This is a genomic window from Pseudomonas quasicaspiana, from assembly GCF_021147825.1.
Lineage (GTDB): Bacteria > Pseudomonadota > Gammaproteobacteria > Pseudomonadales > Pseudomonadaceae > Aquipseudomonas > Aquipseudomonas quasicaspiana.
The window spans coordinates 39,267-62,526 of the sequence record NZ_JAGTPI010000012.1 but is presented as its reverse complement, the minus strand read 5'-3'; the positions used below and the strand labels follow the sequence as shown (position 1 = coordinate 62,526).

The window sequence follows — 23,260 nt, the reverse complement described above, 5'->3', positions numbered from 1 at the left end:
GCGAGGCTTGCCCGCGATAAGGCTGGACGCGGTTTACTTTAGATCGCGTAGGACCTTATCGCGGGCAAGCCTCGCTCCCACAGGAGATTGGCTCCAGCAGGTTTATCTAATGAAATAAATCAGACCTTCTTGTAAAGCTGGCTGCCTTCCTGCTTGAAGCGCTCGGCCTGTTCCGCCAGCCCTTGGGCGACGTCCAGGTCAATGGCTTCAATCTTCTGGTTAGCCGCGTACTCGCGAACTTCCTGAGTGATTTTCATCGAGCAGAATTTCGGCCCGCACATGGAGCAGAAATGCGCGACCTTGGCGGAGTCTTTTGGCAAGGTTTCGTCGTGGTACGAACGTGCGGTGTCCGGGTCCAGACCAAGGTTGAACTGGTCTTCCCAACGGAATTCAAAACGCGCCTTGCTCAGTGCGTTATCACGGATCTGCGCGCCCGGATGGCCCTTGGCAAGGTCCGCCGCATGCGCCGCGATCTTGTACGTGATGATCCCGGTCTTCACGTCATCCTTGTTCGGCAGGCCCAAGTGCTCTTTGGGCGTGACGTAACAAAGCATCGCACAACCGAACCAGCCGATCATCGCTGCCCCGATCCCGGAGGTGATGTGGTCGTAACCCGGCGCAATATCCGTGGTCAGCGGGCCGAGGGTGTAGAACGGCGCTTCATCACAGCACTCAAGCTGCTTGTCCATGTTCTCTTTGATCAACTGCATCGGCACATGGCCCGGGCCTTCGATCATGGTCTGCACGTCGTGCTTCCAGGCGATTTTGGTCAGTTCACCCAGAGTTTCCAGTTCACCGAATTGCGCGGCGTCGTTGGCATCGGCAATTGATCCCGGACGCAAGCCATCGCCCAGCGAGAAGCTGACGTCGTAGGCTTTCATGATTTCGCAGATGTCTTCAAAGTGCGTGTAGAGGAAGTTCTCTTTGTGGTGCGCCAGGCACCACTTGGCCATGATCGAACCGCCACGGCTGACGATACCGGTGACGCGTTTGGCCGTCAGTGGCACGTAGCGCAGCAATACACCGGCGTGAATCGTGAAGTAATCGACGCCCTGCTCCGCCTGCTCGATCAGCGTGTCACGGAACAGCTCCCACGTCAGGTCTTCGGCGGCGCCGCCAACTTTTTCCAGCGCCTGATAGATCGGCACCGTACCGATCGGCACTGGCGAGTTACGGATGATCCACTCACGGGTTTCGTGAATGTGTTTGCCCGTGGACAAGTCCATGACCGTGTCCGAGCCCCAGCGAATACCCCAGGTCAGTTTTGCGACTTCCTCTTCGATGGAAGAACCCAGCGCGCTGTTGCCGATGTTGCCGTTGATCTTCACCAGGAAGTTGCGGCCAATGATCATCGGCTCCAGCTCGGTGTGGTTGATGTTGGCCGGGATGATTGCGCGACCGCGAGCGATTTCTTCGCGCACGAACTCAGCGGTGATTTCTTTGGGGATGTTCGCGCCGAAGCTATGCCCGGCGTGTTGCTGAGTGAGCAGACCGGCAGCACGGGCTTCTTGCAGCTTCATATTTTCGCGGATGGCGACGTATTCCATCTCCGCCGTGATGATGCCCTGACGCGCGTAATGCATCTGGCTCACGTTGGCCCCGGCCTTGGCTCGACGAGGGTTGCGTACGTGGGCGAAACGCAGACGGGTCAGCTCGGCATCGGCCAGTCGCTGCTGGCCGAAGTTCGACGTCAGGCCGTCGAGACGCTCGGTGTCGTTGCGCGAGTCGATCCACGGCGAACGTACATCGGCCAGGCCTTTGCGCACATCAATAACGACGTTCGGGTCAGTGTAAGGACCCGACGTGTCGTAGACGGTGACCGGCGCATTGATCTCGCCGCCAAAATCGGTCGGTGTGACATCAAGATGGATTTCGCGCATGGGCACGCGGATGTCAGGGCGAGAGCCCTGAACATAGATTTTTTGCGAGCGGGTAAACGGCTGCACCGATCCAGAGTCGACTTGTGCGGACTCACTCAGGTTGGCGGCATTTTTTGGATTTGTACTCATCACGGCTCTCCAGACATCATCCAGCGGCGGATTAATTGTCGGAGCGAACCTGAAGACGGAAAGACGCACCAAGACTGGTGCTGAGTATCGAGCGGAGAGTGTTGATTCATTTCAAGGCTTTCAGAAATGAACCATCGACCCCGGACGACACTCAAGAGGACTCGCCGGGAGACGAGAAATCTTGTTCCCTACGCAGGCGCTAACCTGATCAGGTTCAACGGGATCCGGTTTAACCGATCTCAGCCTCAAAGCAAGGCACCCCGACAAGAACGTCGCCAGTCTAGTCGCGACGAGCCCGGAACGCCAAGCGCGTTTTCAAACGCTGGATAAATGGCCTGCCTGATTGTTGCCACGGCCCCCAGCCTCTACACTCGCAAGCCAGCTTCTTCGAATCGGACTGGCACCATAATCATGAACAGGGAACGCCCCATGCTGCACAAAATTTCATTGGCCATTGCCGTGTCATGTGCCTGCAGTTCGATTGCCTGGGCAGCCGACTTGCCCCTGCCGACCAAAACCGGGCTGGTCAGTGTTTACCAGGAAGCTGTCGACAACAACGCCGATCTTGCAGCAGCACGCGCCGATTATGCCGCTCGCAAGGAAGTTGTACCGCAGGCCCGCGCCGGCTTGCTGCCGAACCTGTCTGCCGGTGCCGACGTCAACAATACCCGTACCAGCATCGACCAACCCAACGCCGTTGCCACCCGCAGCGGCACGGTGTATCAGGCGACACTGAGCCAACCGATTTTCCGTGCAGACCGCTGGTTCCAGTTGCAGGCTGCCGAAGCAGTCGATGAACAGGCAGCGCTCGAACTCTCGGCCACAGAGCAGAACCTGATTCTGCAGAGCGCGCAAAGTTACTTCACCGTGCTGCGCGCCCAGGACAACCTGGCCTCGACCAAAGCAGAAGAAGCAGCCTTCAAACGTCAGCTGGATCAAGCCAATGAGCGCTTCGACGTTGGGCTTTCCGACAAGACCGACGTGTTGCAGGCTCAGGCCAGTTACGACACTGCCCGGGCCAGCCGGATCGTTGCCAAGCGTCAGGTGGATGATGCTTTTCAGGCCTTGGTCACGTTGACCAATCGTGAGTACAACTCCATTGAAGGGATCGTCCACACGTTGCCGATTCTGGCGCCAATGCCCAACGACGCGAAAGCCTGGGTTGATACGGCCGCGCAGCAGAACCTCAACCTGCTGGCCAGCAATTACGCAGTGAACGCCGCAGAAGAAACCTTGCGTCAGCGCAAGGCCGGGCACGCCCCGACCCTTGATGCGGTGGCTCAATACAAGCGCGGCGATAACGATGCGCTGGGCTTCAGCAATCCGAACTACACGGGGCAGAATTACGGTGGCGACGTGGAGCAGCGCAGCATTGGTGTACAGCTGAATATCCCGATCTACAGCGGTGGCCTTACCAGCTCGCAAGTGCGAGAAGCGTATTCAAGACTGAGCCAGAGTGAGCAACGTCGCGAAGGCTTGCGTCGTCAGGTGGTGGAGAACACCCGCAACCTGCACCGCGCCGTGAATACCGATGTGGAGCAGGTTCAGGCTCGCAAGCAGTCAATCATCTCTAACCAGAGCGCATTGGAAGCCACGGAAATCGGCTATCAGGTGGGAACTCGCAACATCGTCGACGTTCTGGATGCCCAGCGCCAGTTGTACGCCTCGGTGCGCGATTACAACAACACCCGCTATGACTACATCCTCGACAACCTGCGCTTGAAGCAGGCGGCGGGAACGTTGAATCCTGGCGACTTGCAGGATTTGTCACGCTACCTGAAAGCCGACTACAACCCGGACAAAGACTTCCTGCCGCCGGATCTTGCCGCGGCCGCGAAGAAAAATTTCGAAAGACCGCCGCAGCGTTAAAACGCTTCTTGCAAACCCTGCGGAGGATCTGTGTCTGCCTGCAGGCGCGATCCTGCAGGACCGGCCGGGAAAGCGCGGTCTCTGTGAGAGATTCTATGCCTGCTAGCTCAAATCCCTGTGGGAGCGAATTTATTCGCGAAGGGGCCAGTACATCCGCAGCCTTTGTATCAATTGAAATACCGAATTCGCGAATAAATTCGCTCCCACAGAGTTTGCGCCAGCCTCAAATCCATCGCGATGCCGTGGGACCGGCTTTAGCCGGGAAGAGGCAGGAACAGTCACTGATAACGGGTCGTCAGAAATACCGCCTTCCCAGCTAAAGCCGGTCCCACGGAAAAATGCATCACAGACAAAACTTCATTTAACCAACCTTCCAAGCCCATACAGCAATCGCTGTAACGCGCCTTGATTGGCCTTCATCACCGCCAACCCTGCTTGTGCCATATCGCGCGCCTTTTGCGGCTGGTCGAACAGTTGCTGTACAGCGGCCGAAAGACTCGCCGCATCGCGGCATTCGATCAACGCCTCGGCATTGCACAACATGGCGGCGATCTCGAGGAAATTGAACAGGTGCGGGCCGCTCAAAACAGGCTTGGCCAACGCGGCAGGCTCCAGCAGGTTGTGACCACCATTGGGCACCAGACTGCCACCCACAAAAGCAATGTCGGCCAAGGCATAGAGAAACAGAAGTTCGCCCATGGTGTCGCCTACCAGCACCGAAGTCTGCGCTGTCACTGGCTGACCGGATGAGCGACGCACCGTAGCAAAACCTTGCTGCACTACAAGATCATGCACGCTGTTAAAACGCTCCGGATGGCGCGGCACCAAAACCAGCAGTGCATCGGGATGGCTGCTCAGCAATTGCCGATGAGCCGCCAGAACAATTTCATCCTCACCCGCATGGGTGCTGGCCGCGATCCAGACAGGGCGCTCAGTCGCCTGCCATTGTTCGCGTAACTGCGCGGCTTGGGTCAGCAATTGCGGATCAATCGTCAGGTCAAACTTGATCGAACCGGTGACGGCCACGCATTCAGGACGTGCACCCAAATCCCGAAAACGCTGCGCTTCAGTCTCGGTCTGCACCGCGAACCAGCTCATTTCTTCCAGCATCGGCCGGGTCAATTTGGCAAACCGTGCATAACCCCGCGCCGAGCGCTCGGACAGCCGCGCATTGGCCAAAGCAACCGGGATGCCGCGCTTGGCACACTGATGAATATGGTTAGGCCATAGCTCGGTCTCCATGATCACTCCAAGCACTGGTCGCACATGATCAAGAAAGCGACCCGCTGCCCATGGCAAGTCATAAGGCAGGTAGCAATGCTGAATGCGCGGCTCGTTGGCAAACATGGCCTTGATCCGCTCCGAACCGGTGGGCGTCATGCAGGTGATCGTGATCGGCAGCTGTGGATAAGCGGCGAGCAGCGCACGAATCATCGGCGCAGCAGCAATGCTTTCGCCCACCGACACCGCATGCACCCAGATGCCGCCCGGCTGCATGGCCGGCAAGCCCAGAGCGAAACGCTCACCGATTCGCTGGCGATAGGCCGGTGCCTTGCGTGCTCGCAGCCACAGTCGAACGGCCACCAATGGCAGGCAGATATGAAACAGCAAGGTATATAAGGTTCTATTCATGGGCGCGGAGTTTATCAGCCAATGGCCCGCAAATGCCGGGCAAAACTTTCTGACAGCCACTGCGCAGCCGGGCCCAGGGGCTCGTCACGTCGCCAGACCATTTCCACCACCAAGGGTGGCGGCGTCCACTCGCTGAGCAGTTCGATCATCTGATGCTGATAGGTTGGATACTGCACCACGTGTCGGGGCAGCAAGGCCCAACCCAGGCCGCGCATCAACAGCTCGGCCATCACATAAAAGCTGTCGGCCCGCCAGACCTGCGGGCTCAACTGCTCACCACCGGGATAACCACTTTGTTGCGGAGCAATCAGCAACTGTCGATGCCGCGCCAGTTGTTGCCGAGTGACGCGCCCCTCCCGAGCCAGTGGATGATCCACCGCACACACGGTAACCATTTCCACCCCGCCCAGCCCTCTGCGCTCCAACTCGGTGGGCATCTGCTCGTGATGAAACAGCAACCCCAGATCAGCCCGCCGCTCCAGCAATTTGCGTGCGACGTCGCCCTGCGCGCCGCTGGCCAGCTGAACTTCAAGGGTCGGAAAGCGCTCAGAGAGCGCCTCCAGGCTGTCGAGCACGGGCTGATAAGGCATGGCTTCGTCATGGGCAACGCGCAACTGCGCCTCTTGGCCGCGCATCAGTGCCAGCGCACGCCCGTCGATACGCTCGCATTGGCGCAGCAACTCACGGGCCTCTTCAAGTAATGCGGCACCCGCCTCGGTCAAACGGGGCTGACGACCACTGCTGCGCTCGAACAGGCTCACACCCAAGTCAGACTCCAGCATGGCGATTGCACTACTGACGGCCGACTGCGCTCTGCGCATATCCCGCGCTACCGCAGAAAACGAACGCTGCTCAGCCACACTGACGAACAGGCGCATTTGCTCAAGATTCCACTGCATGGTTTGGCGACCTATCTCTAATACCGATAGGTAATGACTTTACCCCATCTCACCGGTGGCGAAGAATGTCCGACATATGAAGAGGAGTTACCGTTATGTCTGCCTACTACCTGCTGGCCATCGCCATATGCGCTGAAGTCATCGGCACCATTTCCATGAAAGCCGTCAAAGGCTTGAGCACGCCAATCCCGTTACTGCTGGTGATCTGCGGCTACGCCATCGCCTTCTGGATGCTGATTCTGGTGGTCCGCACGATTCCGGTGGGAGTCGCCTATGCCGTCTGGGCGGGCATGGGGATTGTCATGGTCAGTGTCGCTGCGTACTTCATCTACGGGCAGAAACTCGACATTCCCGCCATGCTTGGCATGGGCATGATCGTTCTGGGCGTCGTCGTGATTCAGTTGTTTTCGAAAACCGCCGGGCATTGAAAACGCGTTCCTCTATAATGGCCGCATTCTTTCGGCCACAGAGGTGTTCATGCCTTCCGTAATTTCCACTGACGTCCTGATCGTCGGTGCCGGCGTTGCTGGCCTCTGGCTCAATGCCCGACTGCGCGGCCAGGGGTACTCGACTGTCCTGATCGAAAACGCCAGCCTCGGCGGGGGGCAAAGCCTCAAATCCCAGGGGATCATCCACGGCGGTGCCAAATACGCCCTGCATGGCGCGCTGTCAGGTGCATCGGAAGCAATCGCTGACATGCCGCGCCGCTGGCGTGAAGCGTTGGCCGGTACCGGCGAGCTAGACCTCAGCGGCGTACGTGTACTCTCCCAGGCCCATTACCTCTGGTCGCCCGGCACCCTGGCGGGCAACCTCACCAGCTTCTTTGCCAGCAAGGCCGTGCGCGGCCGTGTCGATCAAGTCAAAGGCACGGATCTTCCGCCCGCCCTGCAAAACCCGAAATTCAAGGGCAAGGTTTATCGCCTGGCTGAACTGGTCATTGATGTGCCAAGCCTGATCGAGCGACTGGCTGAACTGGCCGACGGCAGCCTGCTGGCCGGTCAGGAGCTGGAACCGTTGCTTGAAGGTCAGGAGTTGGTGGGCATGCGCGTCGACGGGCGGGATATTTTCGCTCAGCGCGTAGTGCTATGCGCCGGTGCAGGCAACGCTGATCTGCTGAAAAAGCTTGGCGTGGCGCAACCCGCCATGCAACGTCGCCCCTTGCACATGGTGTTCGCCAAGGGCGCGAGCCTGAAGCCCCTTTACGCTCACTGTCTGGGCGGCGGACCAAAGCCGCGGTTGACTGTGACGACTCATCCAGCCGCCAACGGTCAATGGGTATGGTACGTGGGGGGTGATGTGGCCGAGGCCGATGGCGTGGCCCGTGATCCTGCACAGCAAATCGCTGCGGTGAAAAAAGAACTGGGCACTTTGCTGCCCTGGATTGATCTCAGTGAAGTCGAGTGGGCGACGTTGCGGGTTGATCGAGCAGAACCGGCGCAATCCGGACTGGTCCGTCCTGATAACGCATTTCTCAGTGTGCAGAATCGCCTGATGGTGGGCTGGCCGACAAAGCTAGCCCTGGCCCCGGACTTTTCTGACCGAGTGATGGCAGCACTGTCCCTCGACGAAATCCACCCGACGCCGCAGCCATCGCTAAGCGATCTGCCCAAACCACCGTTGGCCATACCTGTCTGGGATCAACTGCTGCCATGAGCGTAAAGACCCTTCACGAACTGCATCGCCCGCTGGGCAGCACCGGTATCAGCGTATCGCCGCTGGGTCTTGGCACGGTCAAACTGGGCCGTGATCAAGGCGTCAAATACCCCAATGGTTTCACCATCCCTGACGATCAACAAGCGCAAATGCTGCTCAAGATGGCCCGGGACATGGGCATCAACCTGATCGACACCGCCCCCGCCTACGGCACCAGTGAAGAACGCCTCGGCCCGTTGTTGCGTGGTCAGCGGCAGGACTGGGTAATTGTCAGCAAGGTCGGTGAGGAGTTCGAAAGCGGTGAATCGAGCCACGACTTCAGCGCCGGGCACACTCGGACCTCAATAGAGCGCAGCCTGAAACGTCTGGAAACCGATTTTATCGATCTGGTACTCGTGCATTCCGACGGCAACGACCTGGCGATTCTTAACGACACGGAGGTCTACCAAACCCTGGCTGACCTCAAGCGCGAAGGCAAGATTCGCGGCTTCGGCTTTTCCGGCAAAACCGTCGAAGGGGGCCTGCTGGCATTGCGCGACGGCGACTGCGCGATGGTCACTTACAACCTCTCCGAGCAGGGCGAAAAGCCAGTGCTCGACTACGCTGCTGCCCACGGCAAGGCCATTCTGGTCAAAAAAGCGCTCGCGAGTGGTCATGTCTGCCTGAGACCTGGCGTTGATGCGGTGCAAGCCAGTTTCGAATTGCTGTTTGCCCATCCGGGTGTTGCCAGTGCTATTGTCGGGACCATAAACCCGATGCATCTGGTCCATAACGTAGCGACAGCCGCTGCCGTGATTCGCCGTCCAGCCTGATGTAGGCGGCCGACCCCAACGCAAGAAGGAGCCGATATGCCGCGAACTTTGATTCGGAAGAATCCAAGCAACTTCAAAACCCTGCCGTTATTTGTCGAAGCCACCCCCGAAGGCCTGAGTTACCAAAGTATCGGGATGCCGCTCAATTTCACCCAGACCTTGCAGCGACGCCGCAAAATAGAAGTCGTCGACACTGAGCGGTTCTCCACGGAGCTGGCCAATCTCGGGGTTTCGGTGCGCCTGACATTGAACTGGCAAAACCGCGATTACTGGGTGCTGGTTCGCCAGCGCCGCCAGGATCGTGGCGATGTGGTGTTGAAGCTGATCTCGGGTTACGTCCCGGCTCATGAGCTGAATCTGCCGCTGCACACCGCCATTCAGGAAGTGGCCGAAGAGTGTCTGATTGAAACGCCCCAAGGCTGGCTGAGCGGGCGCTTCAACGACATCTGGCTACCTGCACCCTATGCAGCAGCGCTGCATTACCGCGAAGCCATGCCGTTTCGTCTCAGCCCGCTATCCGGTGCCGCACGGCCAGTGCGTTGCGGGAGCATGACGCTGATCGAGCGGCCTAGAGCTTACGTACACTTGCCCACCGCATCGCTGCAGCTCATTTATGACATGCGTCTGGAAGTCCCCAAGGAAGCGCGGCCCCTGAGCCTTTTCCATGTGGACGAGTGCCTAGAAAAAGACCAACTGGTCGCTCGCCTCAATCGAAGCAAGCCTGATCTGTATCTGATGCCACTGGAAAATGGCGTGCCGCTGCCAGAGCTTTACACGTTGAAGCGCGACAAGCTGACACCGGCCGGAACCCGCGGTCTTTATCTAGCTGAAAGTTTTGCTGCGCAGGAAGGCTGGGTAGTACGTGACGAGCGGATTCGCTGGAAGGACTGGCTACGCCAGCAAGGGATGACGCCGCCTCCGAAGAAGACCGGACTCAAACGCCTGACGGGCAAGGCACGGCAGTTGTTGAAGCTGGTGACGTTTAAAAGCTGAAGCGCAACCTATGTGGCATTGGAATACGGTCTGAATGTGGGAGCCGGGCCTGGTCTGGGCGGCATTCCGACGATAAACGATAACGCGTTATGTCTTCTGGCTGCGTCTCATGTATCGCGGGCAAGCCCGGCTCCCACAGTAAGCGTTCACAACTCAAGAGCGGATCACTTCACTGCCCGCGGATTTTCTCGACAATCGCAGTGGTCGAGCTGTTCTCAACCAGCCCCAGAACCCGAACTTCACCGCCATAAGCCTGGACGATGTCAGCGCCGACGACCTGATCGATGCCGTAATCGCCGCCTTTGACCAGCACATCAGGCTTGACGTGGGCGAGCAGGTTTTCCGGAGTACCTTCAGAAAAGCTGATCACCCAATCCACTGCGCCAAGTCCGGCAAGCACTGCCATACGCCGGTCGACACTGTTGATCGGACGACCCGGCCCCTTCAGACGACTCACCGACGCGTCATCGTTGACCGCGACAATCAGGCGATCACCTTGAGCGCGCGCTTGTTCCAGATACGTCACATGACCGGCATGCAGGATATCGAAGCAACCATTGGTGAAAACGATCTTCTCGTTGTGTGCCCGGGCGTCGTCGATGGCCAACAGCAGTTGCTCAAGGCCCAGTACACCGCGCTCGGAGCCTTCCTCGCGCTGAATCGCACGACGCAGCTCGGGCGCGCTGATGGCCGCGGTCCCTAGCTTGCCAACCACAATGCCAGCAGCCAGATTCGCCAGCGCCACGGCGTGGGGCAAGTCTTCGCCCGCAGCAATCGCGGCCGCCAGCGTTGAAATAACGGTATCGCCAGCACCGGTCACATCAAATACTTCACGGGCACGAGCCGGTAAATGCAGAGCAGGATGATCGGGCCGCAACAAGGTCATGCCGTGTTCGCCACGGGTAACCAGCAGCGCGCCCAAGTCCAGCTCGCTCATCAACTGCGCGCCCTTTGCGACCAGTTCGGCCTCATCCAGACAATGGCCGACAATAGCTTCAAATTCGCTGAGGTTCGGCGTAATCAGACTCGCGCCACGATAAATCGCGAAGTCCTTGCCCTTGGGATCAGCCAGCACCGGAATATTACGGTCACGGGCCACCTTGATCAGCGCCTGATGGTTCTTGAGCGCGCCTTTACCGTAATCGGACAGGACCAGCACTTTGATGCCGTCGAGCAAGCCTTCTACTTCAGCACTCAACGCTTCGGCATCGGTGGCAAACGGCTCTTCGAAATCGATCCGCAGCAGCTGCTGATGGCGACTCATGACCCGCAGTTTGACTATGGTCGGCTGATGGGAAATGCGCTGGAAGCGTGCGAGAACACCCGCAGCCTTCAAGCTGTTGGAAAGGCTTTCAGCAGCTTCGTCTTCACCGGTCACACCGACCAGCGAAGCTGGAGCTCCCAGCGCGGCAATGTTCAACGCGACGTTCGCGGCTCCGCCTGGACGGTCCTCGATTTGCTCAACCTTGACCACAGGCACGGGCGCCTCTGGCGAAATCCTTGAGGTACCGCCATGCCAATAGCGGTCGAGCATGACATCGCCCACTACAAGGACTGGTGCCTGATCAAACCTTGGCATGGATAACTTCATGGAGACTCCGAAGACAAAAAAACGATGCGGATCATAACATAGCCGATTTGGCGCGACGCCAGCGCGCCGGTTATACCTTGTTTGCAGACGAGCGAGGCTCCACGTCCAGGACCCAGAACAATTCATGGCGCCGCACTGCCTTGCGGAAAAACTCATTTTCCCCGGTGTTCGGCCAACGCCGACCTGCAAGTAGCTGCTGGATCCATCGACGCACACGCTTCTTGGGCGGCAGCGGATCCTGAAGATCATGCTGCATAGCCAAGGCCATCGCTTTGTCGAGGCGCTGACTGTCATCCAGAAGAATGCTGCACGCTCGCAACGGTTTCATCCGCGCGATGGCCGGTGGTAAAGCGACGCCATAACCGGCAGGGCCCATGGGCCAGCGATCATTGTCGTGCAGGTGATTAGCGTAAAGGAGCAAGGTACTGGGGCGCCATGCACTTACCTCAATAGCTTGCAGCAGCGCCTGTGTCGCGGCGATATGGTCACGATGAGGATCTAGCTGGAGATGCGGCGTGACAATGACACTGGGTTTGAAGTACTCGAGCACACGCACGATATCCGCCACCAGATTGTTCCAGGTCGGGAGCCCGTCAGCTTCAGACGGCAGTGAGAATGTGCTCGCCTGTCGCCATGCACGAATGTCGCTTTCACCAGACTCGCGAGACCCAAACGGCACCGATGGTTGCTCTTGCATATCGGCCAGCCTCAGGCAGTAGTAGCCTAACTGGACGCACCGACTTTGCGCGACGCCACCCCACAAGGGAACCGCGAGACTATCCCAGGTACGCAGGCGCCCTTTCAACACCGCGGCCTGGGAGGCATCAAGGCCGAAGCGACGATAGCTATCCGCCTCGATTTCACCTTGGGTCAGAGTGAGGATTGCTGCCTCAGGAGTTCGGCTATACAGCCCGAATGCTGCCAGCTCTGCATCGTCGGCATGCGGTGCCAGTACCAACAGGGACTGCGCGCTGTAGTCCGGGTTACTCATGACATAAAGGGTTAACGAGCCAACGGCTCGGCAGCGTCGCAGCGCCATGTAAAGCCCTTCGTTAGCCAGAACTCCAGCCTGGCCGGAAAGATTCAGATAGCGCTTTCCCGCTGTACCGCGCTCGAAGTCCTGACGATCATTGCCGACCTTTACATAAGGATCGAGCCAGCGCCCCAACCAAGTGGATTTAAGGTGAAGCTCCAGCAATACAGTGTCGGTTGATCCCAGCGGACCTGCCGTCGCCAGCTGCAGTCTCCCCTGCTGGATCTCAACATCAAGCCTGCGCACGTCGGAGGGAAACTCGTAAAGATAGTCGCTGGCAGGATCATAAAACAAATGATCCGAAAACCAGGCTTCATGCACCAGCCAGCCAGCCAGCACAAGTAACGGCAGCAACCACCATGCGACGAAAACAGCCAGCAGTACCAGCGCTGCGACCGCTACAAGCGTTAGATAACGCTTGCGCCGCCTATGGCGCTTCAGCAACTCGTCCTTACGACCGACCATGCCCGCCCTCATCAAAAAAAATACAACTCAGTGAATTCAAATGTATTTCGGTAGCTCACGAGCACCGCGAGGCAGCGATGGCGTCCTGTCTGATACACCGCTATCGCGGCCTCGCGGTGCTCGTGCGCTCCTGCAGTCCAATGTTGGCTAAGCGAATGCCTTGGACAGCGGGGCGACTCCTACCTGTTAAATCTGATAAACCGGGTGAGTGTTACACCAGCGGCTTTTGTATTCGCGGTCAGCCCGACCAAACGAGTAACGCAGTGGCTTACCTAATGATTCGGCATATTCCCACTCAGACTGCGTGTTCACATAACTCAATACGCTGCCAGGGCTGAGTTCATTGGCTTGTGGATCAACCCCACCGTTCACGTACTCCAGACTGATCCATTCAGGTGCTTCGACACGATACAGAATCTGGATAGCGACCGGACGATCCGCCAGGTACACAACAGAACCGGTCATGAACTCTCGCAGCAGAGTAAAAACCTCGACCAGATGCTCTTTGCCCGGCACATCGAAGTTCCAGCGCTTGTGAAACAGATCGGCATAAATAGCGGCCTGCTCCGCGGCGCTCAATTCGCTGATGGCCCGGATCTGCCCACCGGCTTCCTCCAGCAAACGCTGCTCACGGCGCTGGTTATAGCGAAATTTCTTGCTGTACTCCTCGGGTCGACGAGCCAACGCCAAGCCTTCGGACTGGACGCGAAGGTCCGCGACCTTATCGACGTTGAGCTGGGATACATAACGCATGCGGTGTCGAACATGCACATTGCAATCATCGGCCACGGGAAGGATGACCTCGGAGTTGCCAAGATCAAACATGCCCCGCAGGCCTTGGCGCTTGGTGACGTCCCGCGACAATGCAATGTGGCGCCCCCAGGTGGGAAGACCTGCAATCAGCTCGCCATTGCGCCGCACGCCGAGGTAGCGCACAGGGATGCCGACCAGCCTCGACAACCGCTCTACCACCTGCGGATGCGTCGCAACGCTTCCGCCATAACGTGCCCAGACAATGGCGTACTCATCAGCATCTATAGGAGTCCAGCCACGCTCACGCCAGTTGCGAAGATAACTGAGAATCAAACGGCGCCTCCTGTGACGCCAACGTTTTCTTCCTTGAAATCTTTTTCGTGTAGCCGGGCGTAGTAGCCATTGAGCGCCAACAGTTGCTGATGGTTACCGCGCTCGACAATCCGTCCCTTGTCCATGACCAGAATGAGGTCGGCCTTCTCGATGGTCGACAAACGATGAGCAATCACCAACGTCGTGCGACCTTTGACGACTTCATCCAGAGCAGCTTGAATATGGCGCTCAGACTCAGTATCCAGTGCAGAAGTTGCCTCATCGAGGACCAACAACGGCGCATTCTTGAGCAGCGCCCGGGCAATTGCCAGTCGCTGACGTTGTCCACCGGAAAGCAACACGCCGTTTTCGCCGATCATGGTGTCGTATCCCTGGGGCATCTGCACGATGAATTCATCGGCATAAGCGGCCTGCGCAGCATGCTTCACATCCTCATGCGGCGCACCGGCAAGGTCACCATAGGCAATGTTGTTAGTGACCGTATCGTTAAACAGGGTCACCTGCTGATTGACCAGCGCAATGTGTCGACGCAGGTTGGTCAGTTTGTATTCTTCGACGTCAAGGCCATCAAGCAGAATCTGCCCGCTGCCGTGGTGGTAGAAACGAGGTATCAGATTAGCCAGCGTCGACTTGCCACTTCCCGAACGTCCAACCAGAGCGACCATCTGCCCCTCTTCTGCGGTGAACGAAACATCGTCGAGCACCAGCCGGTCGGTGTCGGGGTATTGGAAGCTCAGGTTGCGAACTTCCAGGCGGCCACTTACACGCTCCACTGCCTGAGTACCCGTATCAACTTCCGGCAACTCATCGAGCTGCTCAAAAATGCTTTCAGCACCCGCCAGGCCCTTTTGAATGGTTGCACTGACTTCAGACAGCTGCCGGATAGGCTTGGGAAGAAGGCCCGCCGCAGTGATGTAAGCAATCAATTCGCCAGCAGAGGCATCGCCGCGCATATAAAGAACCAGATACATCAACACCGCCATGCCGATGTAGATCACCAATTGCAAGACCGGCGTATAGATGGACTGAGTGCGTGTCATGCCCATGCTTCGGTTCATGTTGTCTTCACTGGCTTTGTGAAACCTTTCGGTTTCATACGTCTCACCACCGAAACTGCGAACCACGCGATAGCCTTGAATGGTCTCCGATGCCACGTGAGTGACGTCCCCCATTGCCACTTGAATCTTCTTGCTCTGCTTACGAAACTTCTTGCTTGCGCTGCTCACCAGGATGGCGATGAAGGGCAATATCGCAAGCAAAACCAGCGTCATCTTCCAGTTGCTGTAAAGCAGATAGCCGAACAGAAAAACAACCGTAAGGCCTTCACGGATGACCACCTTGATCGCATCCGTTGCGGCACCGGTGACCATTGTCACGTTGTAGGTAATGCGCGAGATCAGATGGCCAGAATTATTGTTGTCGAAATACCGATTAGGCAGCGTCAGCAGGTTGTCGAACAATGCACACCGCAAGTCGTGGACGACGCCACGAGCAACCTTGGCCAGATAGTAGTTGCCCAGAAACGAACCAATGCCTTGATAGACTGCGATAAGCACGATCAAAAGGGGCACACCAAGCACCAACGAAACGCCAAGAAACTTAGTGTCGTCAGGCTTTTGCAACGCGTCGAGAAAATGCTTGAGCATATCTGCAAGCATCGGCTGGCTGGAGGCAAAAAGCACAAACCCAACAATACTGATAGCGAAAGCACCCCAATACGGGAGCACATATTTCAGCAATCGAAGGTATATCTTCATGCTCGATTGCTGGTCGGGATTAGCCATTCGGCGCGCCTCGTGCTTATGAAAAAAATACAGGGACGTGATTGTATCAGTGAACCCATTACAAGATGGGTCGAGCTGGTTTTGCAGGCTCAAGGGCCTCAACTGAGGTCGAACGGTATGCCAGCACGATGCTCAGACACACTGGCAGCCAGGTGATCAACCAGTCCGCATTAGGCTTGAGCCAAAGACCGATACCATCTGTCATCAGCGACACGCTGGAAAAAACCCAAAGTGCCAACAACGCTTGCCCAAGTGGCTCCGCTCGCGAAACCCAGCCGCGCCAACCCACTGTCAGCCAGAGACAGCAAAATATCAGCAGACCGGGTAGACCAAGGCGTACACCGGTATCCAGGAAAAGATTGTGCGGGTGCTTGAAGCTGCCGGCGACAGGAACAGTGATCAGATACTCGTGAAACCCCAGCCCCATAGCCCAATGCTGCTCAATGAGTTGGATCCCTCCAGACCACAGATATGGACGATAAGAAACGCCTCGTTGCAGCAAGAGCCCTGGGCCTAAAAAAGCACCCCCTGCAACACTTATCGCCATAAATACGATCAAGCCAACGCCGAGCCTTGAAGGCCGGGCGATGACCATCACGATCATCATTGCCACCAAAGCGATCCATACACCCCGGGTCTGACTGAGGCCCAGAAACATCAAATAACCTGCTGCTGGAATCATCAGCAACGAAAGCGCTGGCCAGCTAAAACGTCTGGTTTGCAACATGAAGATGCCGAGAATGGCCAAAGCACCGACAGCGTGCGCAGCCATGATGACCGTGTCCCAAAGACCCAAAGCGATCATCCGCCCCCCCGAAGCCTGGGGCCCGCTGTAAAAACAGATCACGGAGACTGCAGCAAAAATCCCCCCGACGACAGATGAGCAGAACAACAGTGATTCGAGTCGCCATTTAGCGTGCTGTGCCGCCAATAAAACTCCAAGAAGCGTCAGGGTCACGTAAAGCACAATCTTGCCTTTACCGGGTTCGTCAGCGCCTTCGAGGCCTAACACGCACAGTGTCCAGATCGAAAAAACCACGAAAAAAAAGACTTCGGGCAGTTTGATCAGTCGTCGAATAGATTGCCGGAACACGCCCAGTAAAGCCGGAAGCCATAGTGAAAAGATAATCAGTTGGTGATAAAGCTTGTTGTCGGGCAAGACCCAAGGACCGCATAGCAAGATGAAAAAACCAATCGATGCCCAGCCTGCAAGAGATGCTTTTTCAACCAGTTTCGTCATCCCTCCTAGCATCCGGACTCACCCGTTATGCGACGGGCAACCTGAAGCAAGTGAGCTTTATCAGCGTTCTTCCAGTTACCTTTGATGCAATAGTGCTCGGAAAGGTAGTGAAGGAAGTTGTGTCGCAGGCGCTCACTCAATGGCCAGTCCGGAAATGCTCGAACCCACGCAACGGCCTGGCTGGCATTATCAGCATGCACCACCAGCCCATCGATATTGAAGAATGCCTGACCGAGCGTCATCACCGGCTTGCCCAGAAGCAAGCTTTCCAGGCCGACAGTTGAATTCACCGTTATCACGAACTGACTGGATTCAATTAACTGTTGTGTGGGGTTTCCATTGGCAAACACAAGGCGATCAGAAGTCCGCTCATGCAAGTGCGGGTAAGTTTCGCGGCTGGACGGATGCTCTTTAAACACCACCGTCATCCCGGTTTCCTCCGCCAGACGCTCCCCCAAAGCGAACATCTCCGACATGTTGCTGATCCAGGGGGAAAACAATCGGACCTGAGAGTCTCGATCATCCTGAAAAGGAATAAATATAAATTGTTCCGGCAGCTCGATTGGAGGAACGCCATCGGTGCGCGGCTTTCGCGGAATCAATACAGAGGCAGGCTGAAAATCAGCCACAGCATAGGGATAGTCGAGATAGAAATCGGCGTTGCGGGGAACAGAGTTGAGGTAGTTCACCCCTTTGGCATCTACCGTTGTAGTGTCGGGCAACAAACCATTTTCGAGAAAAAACGTCTTGCATCGTGCGGGCACCAGCGCCATCAGCAATTTGCAGTACCGATGAGAACCATTCCAGACCACAAGCGCATCAGGACGCTCTCGATCAAGCAGCGCCTGGGCCCGAAGCGCCATCCAGCCCAGCTCAAGCCTCAACAACAGACGGTACAAAGCGCCATCGTTCTTGTTCTTGATCCGCCGCTCCTCACACTTCTCCTCAATCAGGCCTTGCCAGTCAATTCGTGAAAACACTCGGGAGAAGCGCAAGGTGCGCGGCCAGGGCATTTGCTCGGCAGTGACAACTTTGCCTTGTAATTCGGTTTCATCAAGCAATCGGTTGAAGTAAAGGCCTTGATGTCTGGCCATAGAAATGAACAGCGTTGCCATCTGAAAAGTCCGAAAAGAGGTGCCTGTCTGCCGTGCTGCCTACATTCAACTGCAGTCACAGCGTCAGCCTTGCAGTTGAATCAAGCGTAAAGCGACAAAAGCCATACGCCTGTAATAAGGGACAAGATAAGTTGTGTTTTCACGGATCGGGCGACAGGAAAAGCCCGTCGTAACACGACTAAATGCAACTGAAAAAGTGGCGCGATTGTAGCACAGCGATTTTTTGCTGCGCTCTCAGTACGGTAACATGCCCCACCGCACATCCCATCAGGCCAGCCCTGGAGCCTTGATGCAAAAGCTTGAACACATCGTTTATCTCAAAATGCGCGAAGGCGCCGTTGTTCTTGAAGCCGACCGTGAAGGTGATAAGGTCCTTTGCCTGGCGGATGGGACAATGCTGAAACTGTTCCGCCGAAAACGTCTGCTGACCTCCGCATTATGGTCCCCCTACGCTCAGCGCTTTGCAGACAATTGCGACGCGCTACAAGCACGGGAAATCCAGTGCCCGACTGTCCGCAGCGTTTATCGCATCCCGGAGATCGAGCGTGACGCTGTCCATTACGACCCTTTGCCAGGCCGGACGGTGCGCCAACTGATCAATGAGAATCCCGAAGGGCTCCGCGCAAAGTTGGGCGAATTCGTCGCGCACCTGCACAACCAGGGTATCTATTTCCGTTCAGCCCACATGGGCAACATCGTACTGACGCCGGAAAACACGTTGGGGCTCATTGATATCGCCGACATGCGCGCCCAGCGCGAGCCTTTAAGCAAAGGCCTGCGCCTGCGAAACTTCAAGCATATGCTGCGTTATAAGAGTGACCGCGAGTGGCTACTACAAAACGAGGAGTTTATTGATCACTATCGATGCCACCAGCAAGTGTGTAGTGAAAAAGACCTGGCCTTGATACTTCAACGCTGATATTCACGTCATCGCAGGAGTCAGGTCTACTGTCAGCCAGCGGCAGGGAGTGAAACCGTCTCAAAATCGAGCGCGGGATCCCTGCCATTTAGCAGGTCAGCAATCAACTGGACGGTTTTTGCCAACCCCTGAGAACCGTGAACCAAGTGGTAGTCAGCAAATTTACGGGCATGAAGCACATGCGCCTGATAGTCATCTTCGACAGCCTGCAACTGACGTGAAAAAGTGTCACTGTCCCGGACCTGAGCACCGAAAAACAACGAGTGTGAAAAGATATCCACATCCGTCCCGGCGTTGACATGGATCACGGGGCGCCCCGCCAGTCCGGCCTCTATGCCGGCATTCGACATGATGTTGACAACTACACTTGCACGGGCGAGTGCATCAGCCAGAGAGCACTGCGAATCAAGCAGTTCAACGCTGGACAGACGCGCAGCAGCGTCATTCCAGAATTGCGCGCGACTTCGAGGATGACGTTTGAACAACAGGCGGTACTCCGGATGAAGCTCAGCCCAGTCGCGAAGCAGCTCGTAAGTACGCACATAGCCAGCTTCTTTCTCCCGATCCGGACCAACCCCCAAGACCAGCAGGGTTTTGACAGCCGGATCCGCCTCCGGCAAATCATAAGTCTGGTCGGCCAGGTAGGAGCCAAGCAGCACTACGGTTGACTCACCGAATCGCAAACCACGCTGCTGTAACGCGACCAGTGAACTATGACCAAATACGCCGTAATAATCATAGTCATTCATCCCCAGTCGACGTGAGGACTCAAGCGTTGCAGCATGGGCTAAATGCAACAGGCGAGCCCCGCGTGCTGCTAGCGCGAGGCGCAGGAAAGGCGCATGGAAACTTCCGTTTCTTTCGTTAATCAGCAATTGCGGCGTGTATTTCGCAACCAGCCACTGGGCGTGAGCCGCATAAGCCAGATAGCGCAGCGGGACGGGCTGAGGCGGGCGCAACAACTGCCGTCGCGCGCAGGCCTGAGGAGGGGATAGCAAGGCGGCTTCGTTCAAATTCAAACCACGCGCCCGTACAGCGCCGATCAGAATATTCTTGCGTTGCAATGCCATGGACTTTGGCGCGGAATGCAGCAAGAGCACTTCGCACGGCTCGGCATCCACCGAGGCACTCAGACATGCGCTGGCACGGATTCCCTGTATCACGTCCACTAGCACATCACGGGCTATACGCAAAAAGCTTCCGAAACGCCCATGGCGCTCGCGCATCAATTTCCAGCGATACCGATCGAGTTCCCGGGCTCTCAGGGCCCAACTGCCCTCTGCCTGGACCACGTCCATGGCAGACCGCGATGGAGTAAACGGCCCCCCACTCACTTGAGCAACAATCGAATGGCTTTGCGGGTATAGGACCAACGTGTCAGCGAACGCCAGTCAGCACGTATGGCTTTGGCATAGAAAACCTTGGCGTTTTCATAGTCTCCTGCACTGTAGCAATCACGAAACAGTGACAAGCAACGCTGGGCAAGAAAAGCCTGGCGCAAGCTCTGCAACTGCGCAGGCATGCGCTGCGGAGAAAATGCCTCGTCGACTACTTTCAAGCCTGAGGCAAGGCTTTGCTTCAGATCATGCCGCATGCTGTCGGCATGCTTGTGAATGATCGCCAAGGGCTTATCTATGACGCTGCAAGTAAACCGTGCGAGCACCTGAGTGAACACAGGGATGTCTTCGGCATTGCGCAGGTTCTCAGGGTACAGTCCAGGCGCAAACACATCACGATGCATTACGCAGGCACCGTTGGAGAGCGATATCGTCTTGTCCAGCAAATAACCGCGCACGCGCTGCTCAGCAGTAGCGGGCAGCGGCTTGGGCACATGCACAGAACGACGGCCATCATCGAACGCCGACCAGTGGCCACCAATAATCAAACGGCTTTCAGGATGCTCTGCGATGTGCTCAACCACTGTATTCAGGGCATCTGGAGCCATCTCATCATCGGCATCAAGGAAGATAAGGAATTGACCCCCCGCCTCCTCAATACCTCGATTGCGAACGGACGACAGCCCGCCGTTGGGCTTGCGCAACATCCTGAAGCGCCCGGGGTTTTCGGCGAGTAACTGCTCAAGCACCTGAGGCGTGGTATCGGTCGAACCATCGTCAATCACCAACAACTCGGCGGTATTTTCATCGAGCTGAGCCAGCACTGAATTGACTGCACGCGGCAGCGTCTTGGCGTAGTTATAGGCCGGGATAACGACGCTGACCAACGGCTCAGGCATTTTCGTATGTCTCCACGCCCTCTTTGACGACCAGAATGTCTTCCATGATCAGGTATTCAAGATCCGAGCCGAAGAACATGTTCAAGGCATCAGTAGGCGAGCAAATCATCGGTTCACCGCGACGGTTAAGCGAGGTGTTCAGCGACACGCCATTACCGGTAAGGTTTTCCAGCGCCTTCATCATGTCGTAGTAACGCGGGTTGTATTCGCGCTTCAGGACCTGGGCACGTGAAGTCCCGTCTTCGTGGACGACTTCCGGCACGCGGGTCTTCCACTCTTCAGCCACTTCAAAAGTGAAGGTCATGAACGGCGCCGGGTGATCGATCTTGATCATCTGTGGCGCAACGGTGTCGAGCATCGACGGGCAGAAAGGCCTCCAGCGCTCACGGAACTTGATCTGATGGTTGATGCGATCGGCAACGCCAGCAACGCTCGGGCAGCCGATGATCGAACGCCCACCCAATGCGCGCGGGCCAAACTCCATACGCCCCTGGAACCAGGCCACTGGGTTGCCCGCGACCATGATCTGCGCGATGCGCTCTGGAGTGTTTTCGATCTGACGCCAGACCGGCTTGCTCGGGTGGCGAGCGCAGGCCGCGATCACATCTTCGTTGGTGTAAGACGGACCGAGGTAGACGTGTTCCATCTTCTCGACCGGCACACCACGGGCGTGGGAAACATAAGCCGCCGCACCCACCGCAGTGCCCGCATCACCCGAAGCTGGCTGCACGAACAGCTCTTTGACTTCCGGGCGGGCAATGATTTTCTGGTTCAGCTTGACGTTCAGCGCACAGCCGCCTGCAAACGCGATCTTGCCGGTTTCCTTGAGGATGTCACCCAGATAGTGATCCATCATCTGCAACGCCAGCTTCTCGAACAGCGCTTGCATGCTCGCGGCGTAGTGGATGTAAGGCTCGTCAGCAATGTCGCCTTCGCGCTTCGGCCCCAGCCACTCGATCAGCTTAGGCGAGAAGTAGAAACCCTTGCCCTTCTCTTTATAGCGGCGCAGGCCAATGACGTTGGCCAGCTCGGTGTTGATCACCAGTTCGCCATTTTCGAAAGTCGCCAGACGCGAGAAATCATATTTGCTGGCATCGCCATAAGGCGCCATGCCCATCACCTTGAATTCGCCGTCGAGCATCTCGAAGCCGAGGAATTCAGTGATCGCGCCATACAGGCCGCCCAAGGAATCGGGATCGAAGAATTCCTTGATCTTGTGGATCTTGCCGTTCTCGCCATAGCCAAAGAACGTGGTGGCGTACTCACCCTTGCCGTCAATACCGAGGATCGCGGTTTTCTCTTTGAAACCGGAGCAATGGTAGGCGCTGGAGGCGTGAGCCAGGTGGTGCTCAACCGGCTCGATCTTGATCTTCTTCGGATCGAAGCCCAGTTGTTCAAGACACCAGACGATCTTGTTGCGATAGCGCTTGTAGCGACGGTTGCCCATCAGCAGTGCATCAAGCGCACGGTCCGGGGCATACCAGTAACGCTTGGCGTAGTGCCAGCGAGCTTTGCCGAACAAGCTGATCGGCGCGAACGGTATCGCCACCACATCGACATCCGATGGCTTGATGCCCGCCTGCTCAAGGCAGAACTTCGCCGACTCGTAGGGCATGCGGTTCTTTGCATGTTTGTCGCGAACGAAGCGCTCTTCTTCAGCCGCTGCCACCAGCTTGCCGTCGATGTACAGCGCCGCGGAAGGATCATGGCTAAGGGCGCCGGACAGGCCAAGAATCGTCAATGCCACTGGGGTCTAGCCTCTTTAGTCTGCATGCAGGCGGCATGCGCCTGAGAAAAATATGTGCCCTCGCAGCGGGGCGAGGAACAGCTAAAGGGCGGGATTATAGCGTAATGACAAAGGGATTTGCTTGCCCCGAGTAAAACCGGGGCAAGCCATGGCCTGGTTAGCAGAAGTATGAATCTA

The 23,260-nt window shown here is 57.0% G+C and carries 18 protein-coding genes and 1 riboswitch; of the genes, 6 read left to right on the top strand and 12 right to left on the bottom strand.

Annotated elements, in window-relative coordinates:
- Positions 1 to 119: 119 nt before the first annotated feature.
- Complete coding sequence (thiC, locus tag KDX30_RS10310) at positions 120 to 2,009, bottom strand: phosphomethylpyrimidine synthase ThiC (protein ID WP_122808414.1); 1,890 nt, start codon at positions 2,007 to 2,009, stop codon at positions 120 to 122.
- Between the two features lie 168 nt (positions 2,010 to 2,177).
- Positions 2,178 to 2,282: riboswitch (TPP riboswitch) on the bottom strand.
- Between the two features lie 156 nt (positions 2,283 to 2,438).
- Between thiC and KDX30_RS10305 the strand changes: the two genes are divergently transcribed.
- Entirely contained in the window at positions 2,439 to 3,878 is a 1,440-nt protein-coding gene (locus KDX30_RS10305) for a TolC family outer membrane protein (protein WP_231675687.1), read from the top strand.
- 357 nt (positions 3,879 to 4,235) lie between these two features.
- On the opposite strand, the gene waaA is transcribed toward KDX30_RS10305, so the two are convergent.
- Positions 4,236 to 5,510 carry a lipid IV(A) 3-deoxy-D-manno-octulosonic acid transferase gene (waaA, locus tag KDX30_RS10300; protein ID WP_231675686.1) on the bottom strand — a complete coding sequence of 425 codons (1,275 nt, stop codon included), beginning with the start codon at positions 5,508 to 5,510 and terminating at the stop codon, positions 4,236 to 4,238.
- 14 nt (positions 5,511 to 5,524) lie between these two features.
- Positions 5,525 to 6,409 (bottom strand): LysR family transcriptional regulator, encoded by an 885-nt coding sequence (locus tag KDX30_RS10295; protein ID WP_231675685.1) that lies wholly within the window; start codon positions 6,407 to 6,409, stop codon positions 5,525 to 5,527.
- 95 nt (positions 6,410 to 6,504) lie between these two features.
- Between KDX30_RS10295 and KDX30_RS10290 the strand changes: the two genes are divergently transcribed.
- The 4 genes from KDX30_RS10290 to KDX30_RS10275 are packed head-to-tail and all read left to right on the top strand — an operon-like array spanning position 6,505 to position 9,867.
- Complete coding sequence (locus tag KDX30_RS10290; protein WP_231675684.1) at positions 6,505 to 6,837, top strand: DMT family transporter; 333 nt, start codon at positions 6,505 to 6,507, stop codon at positions 6,835 to 6,837.
- Between the two features lie 49 nt (positions 6,838 to 6,886).
- Complete coding sequence (locus tag KDX30_RS10285) at positions 6,887 to 8,062, top strand: NAD(P)/FAD-dependent oxidoreductase (RefSeq protein ID WP_231671050.1); 1,176 nt, start codon at positions 6,887 to 6,889, stop codon at positions 8,060 to 8,062.
- Complete coding sequence (locus KDX30_RS10280) at positions 8,059 to 8,874, top strand: aldo/keto reductase (RefSeq protein WP_099267742.1); 816 nt, start codon at positions 8,059 to 8,061, stop codon at positions 8,872 to 8,874. Before KDX30_RS10285 ends, KDX30_RS10280 begins: the two co-directional genes overlap by 4 nt.
- A gap of 36 nt (positions 8,875 to 8,910) precedes the next feature.
- Positions 8,911 to 9,867 (top strand): metal ABC transporter ATPase, encoded by a 957-nt coding sequence (locus KDX30_RS10275; protein ID WP_122707358.1) that lies wholly within the window; start codon positions 8,911 to 8,913, stop codon positions 9,865 to 9,867.
- Positions 9,868 to 10,036: 169 nt separating this feature from the next.
- Here KDX30_RS10275 and hldE read toward each other — a convergent pair whose 3' ends face one another.
- The 6 genes from hldE to KDX30_RS10245 form a co-directional block, all read right to left on the bottom strand.
- Complete coding sequence (hldE, locus tag KDX30_RS10270) at positions 10,037 to 11,458, bottom strand: bifunctional D-glycero-beta-D-manno-heptose-7-phosphate kinase/D-glycero-beta-D-manno-heptose 1-phosphate adenylyltransferase HldE (RefSeq protein WP_099267740.1); 1,422 nt, start codon at positions 11,456 to 11,458, stop codon at positions 10,037 to 10,039.
- Between the two features lie 70 nt (positions 11,459 to 11,528).
- On the bottom strand, positions 11,529 to 12,956 hold the full coding sequence (locus KDX30_RS10265) for a PIG-L deacetylase family protein (RefSeq protein ID WP_231675683.1): 1,428 nt from the start codon (positions 12,954 to 12,956) through the stop codon (positions 11,529 to 11,531).
- A gap of 186 nt (positions 12,957 to 13,142) precedes the next feature.
- Positions 13,143 to 14,039, bottom strand: coding sequence for a GNAT family N-acetyltransferase (locus KDX30_RS10260; RefSeq protein ID WP_231675699.1), 897 nt, complete (start codon positions 14,037 to 14,039; stop codon positions 13,143 to 13,145).
- Positions 14,039 to 15,826 carry a lipid A export permease/ATP-binding protein MsbA gene (msbA, locus tag KDX30_RS10255; RefSeq protein ID WP_231675682.1) on the bottom strand — a complete coding sequence of 596 codons (1,788 nt, stop codon included), beginning with the start codon at positions 15,824 to 15,826 and terminating at the stop codon, positions 14,039 to 14,041. The genes KDX30_RS10260 and msbA overlap by 1 nt, the downstream gene beginning before the upstream one ends.
- 58 nt (positions 15,827 to 15,884) lie before the next feature.
- Positions 15,885 to 17,066, bottom strand: a complete 1,182-nt coding sequence (locus KDX30_RS10250) for an O-antigen ligase family protein (protein WP_231675681.1) — start codon at positions 17,064 to 17,066, stop codon at positions 15,885 to 15,887.
- A 5-nt stretch (positions 17,067 to 17,071) separates the two neighbouring features.
- Positions 17,072 to 18,127 (bottom strand): capsular polysaccharide export protein, LipB/KpsS family, encoded by a 1,056-nt coding sequence (locus KDX30_RS10245; RefSeq protein ID WP_231675680.1) that lies wholly within the window; start codon positions 18,125 to 18,127, stop codon positions 17,072 to 17,074.
- A gap of 343 nt (positions 18,128 to 18,470) precedes the next feature.
- Between KDX30_RS10245 and KDX30_RS10240 the strand changes: the two genes are divergently transcribed.
- Positions 18,471 to 19,100 (top strand): BUD32 family EKC/KEOPS complex subunit, encoded by a 630-nt coding sequence (locus tag KDX30_RS10240; RefSeq protein ID WP_231671046.1) that lies wholly within the window; start codon positions 18,471 to 18,473, stop codon positions 19,098 to 19,100.
- 32 nt (positions 19,101 to 19,132) lie between these two features.
- On the opposite strand, the gene KDX30_RS10235 is transcribed toward KDX30_RS10240, so the two are convergent.
- Genes KDX30_RS10235 through KDX30_RS10225 form a run of 3 tightly spaced genes read right to left on the bottom strand, consistent with a single transcriptional unit; the run spans position 19,133 to position 23,083 of the window.
- Complete coding sequence (locus tag KDX30_RS10235) at positions 19,133 to 20,398, bottom strand: glycosyltransferase family protein (RefSeq protein WP_231675679.1); 1,266 nt, start codon at positions 20,396 to 20,398, stop codon at positions 19,133 to 19,135.
- Between the two features lie 32 nt (positions 20,399 to 20,430).
- Positions 20,431 to 21,336, bottom strand: a complete 906-nt coding sequence (locus tag KDX30_RS10230; protein ID WP_231675678.1) for a glycosyltransferase family 2 protein — start codon at positions 21,334 to 21,336, stop codon at positions 20,431 to 20,433.
- The gene (locus KDX30_RS10225) at positions 21,329 to 23,083 is read right to left on the bottom strand and encodes a carbamoyltransferase family protein (protein ID WP_122808401.1); all 1,755 of its coding nucleotides are present in this window, start codon (positions 23,081 to 23,083) and stop codon (positions 21,329 to 21,331) included. Before KDX30_RS10225 ends, KDX30_RS10230 begins: the two co-directional genes overlap by 8 nt.
- Positions 23,084 to 23,260: the final 177 nt, after the last annotated feature.

Bases quoted from the DNA above. Each gene is read 5' to 3' on its own strand.
- KDX30_RS10235 (WP_231675679.1), bottom strand. From the start codon at position 20,398: ATGGACGTGGTCCAGGCAGAGGGCAGTTGGGCCCTGAGAGCCCGGGAA.
- KDX30_RS10285 (WP_231671050.1), top strand. From the start codon at position 6,887: ATGCCTTCCGTAATTTCCACTGACGTCCTGATCGTCGGTGCCGGCGTT.
- hldE (WP_099267740.1), bottom strand. From the start codon at position 11,458: ATGAAGTTATCCATGCCAAGGTTTGATCAGGCACCAGTCCTTGTAGTG.
- KDX30_RS10250 (WP_231675681.1), bottom strand. From the start codon at position 17,066: ATGACGAAACTGGTTGAAAAAGCATCTCTTGCAGGCTGGGCATCGATT.
- KDX30_RS10295 (WP_231675685.1), bottom strand. From the start codon at position 6,409: ATGCAGTGGAATCTTGAGCAAATGCGCCTGTTCGTCAGTGTGGCTGAG.
- waaA (WP_231675686.1), bottom strand. From the start codon at position 5,510: ATGAATAGAACCTTATATACCTTGCTGTTTCATATCTGCCTGCCATTG.
- KDX30_RS10265 (WP_231675683.1), bottom strand. From the start codon at position 12,956: ATGGTCGGTCGTAAGGACGAGTTGCTGAAGCGCCATAGGCGGCGCAAG.
- thiC (WP_122808414.1), bottom strand. From the start codon at position 2,009: ATGAGTACAAATCCAAAAAATGCCGCCAACCTGAGTGAGTCCGCACAA.
- msbA (WP_231675682.1), bottom strand. From the start codon at position 15,826: ATGGCTAATCCCGACCAGCAATCGAGCATGAAGATATACCTTCGATTG.
- KDX30_RS10290 (WP_231675684.1), top strand. From the start codon at position 6,505: ATGTCTGCCTACTACCTGCTGGCCATCGCCATATGCGCTGAAGTCATC.
- KDX30_RS10230 (WP_231675678.1), bottom strand. From the start codon at position 21,336: ATGCCTGAGCCGTTGGTCAGCGTCGTTATCCCGGCCTATAACTACGCC.
- KDX30_RS10240 (WP_231671046.1), top strand. From the start codon at position 18,471: ATGCAAAAGCTTGAACACATCGTTTATCTCAAAATGCGCGAAGGCGCC.
- KDX30_RS10275 (WP_122707358.1), top strand. From the start codon at position 8,911: ATGCCGCGAACTTTGATTCGGAAGAATCCAAGCAACTTCAAAACCCTG.
- KDX30_RS10280 (WP_099267742.1), top strand. From the start codon at position 8,059: ATGAGCGTAAAGACCCTTCACGAACTGCATCGCCCGCTGGGCAGCACC.
- KDX30_RS10305 (WP_231675687.1), top strand. From the start codon at position 2,439: ATGCTGCACAAAATTTCATTGGCCATTGCCGTGTCATGTGCCTGCAGT.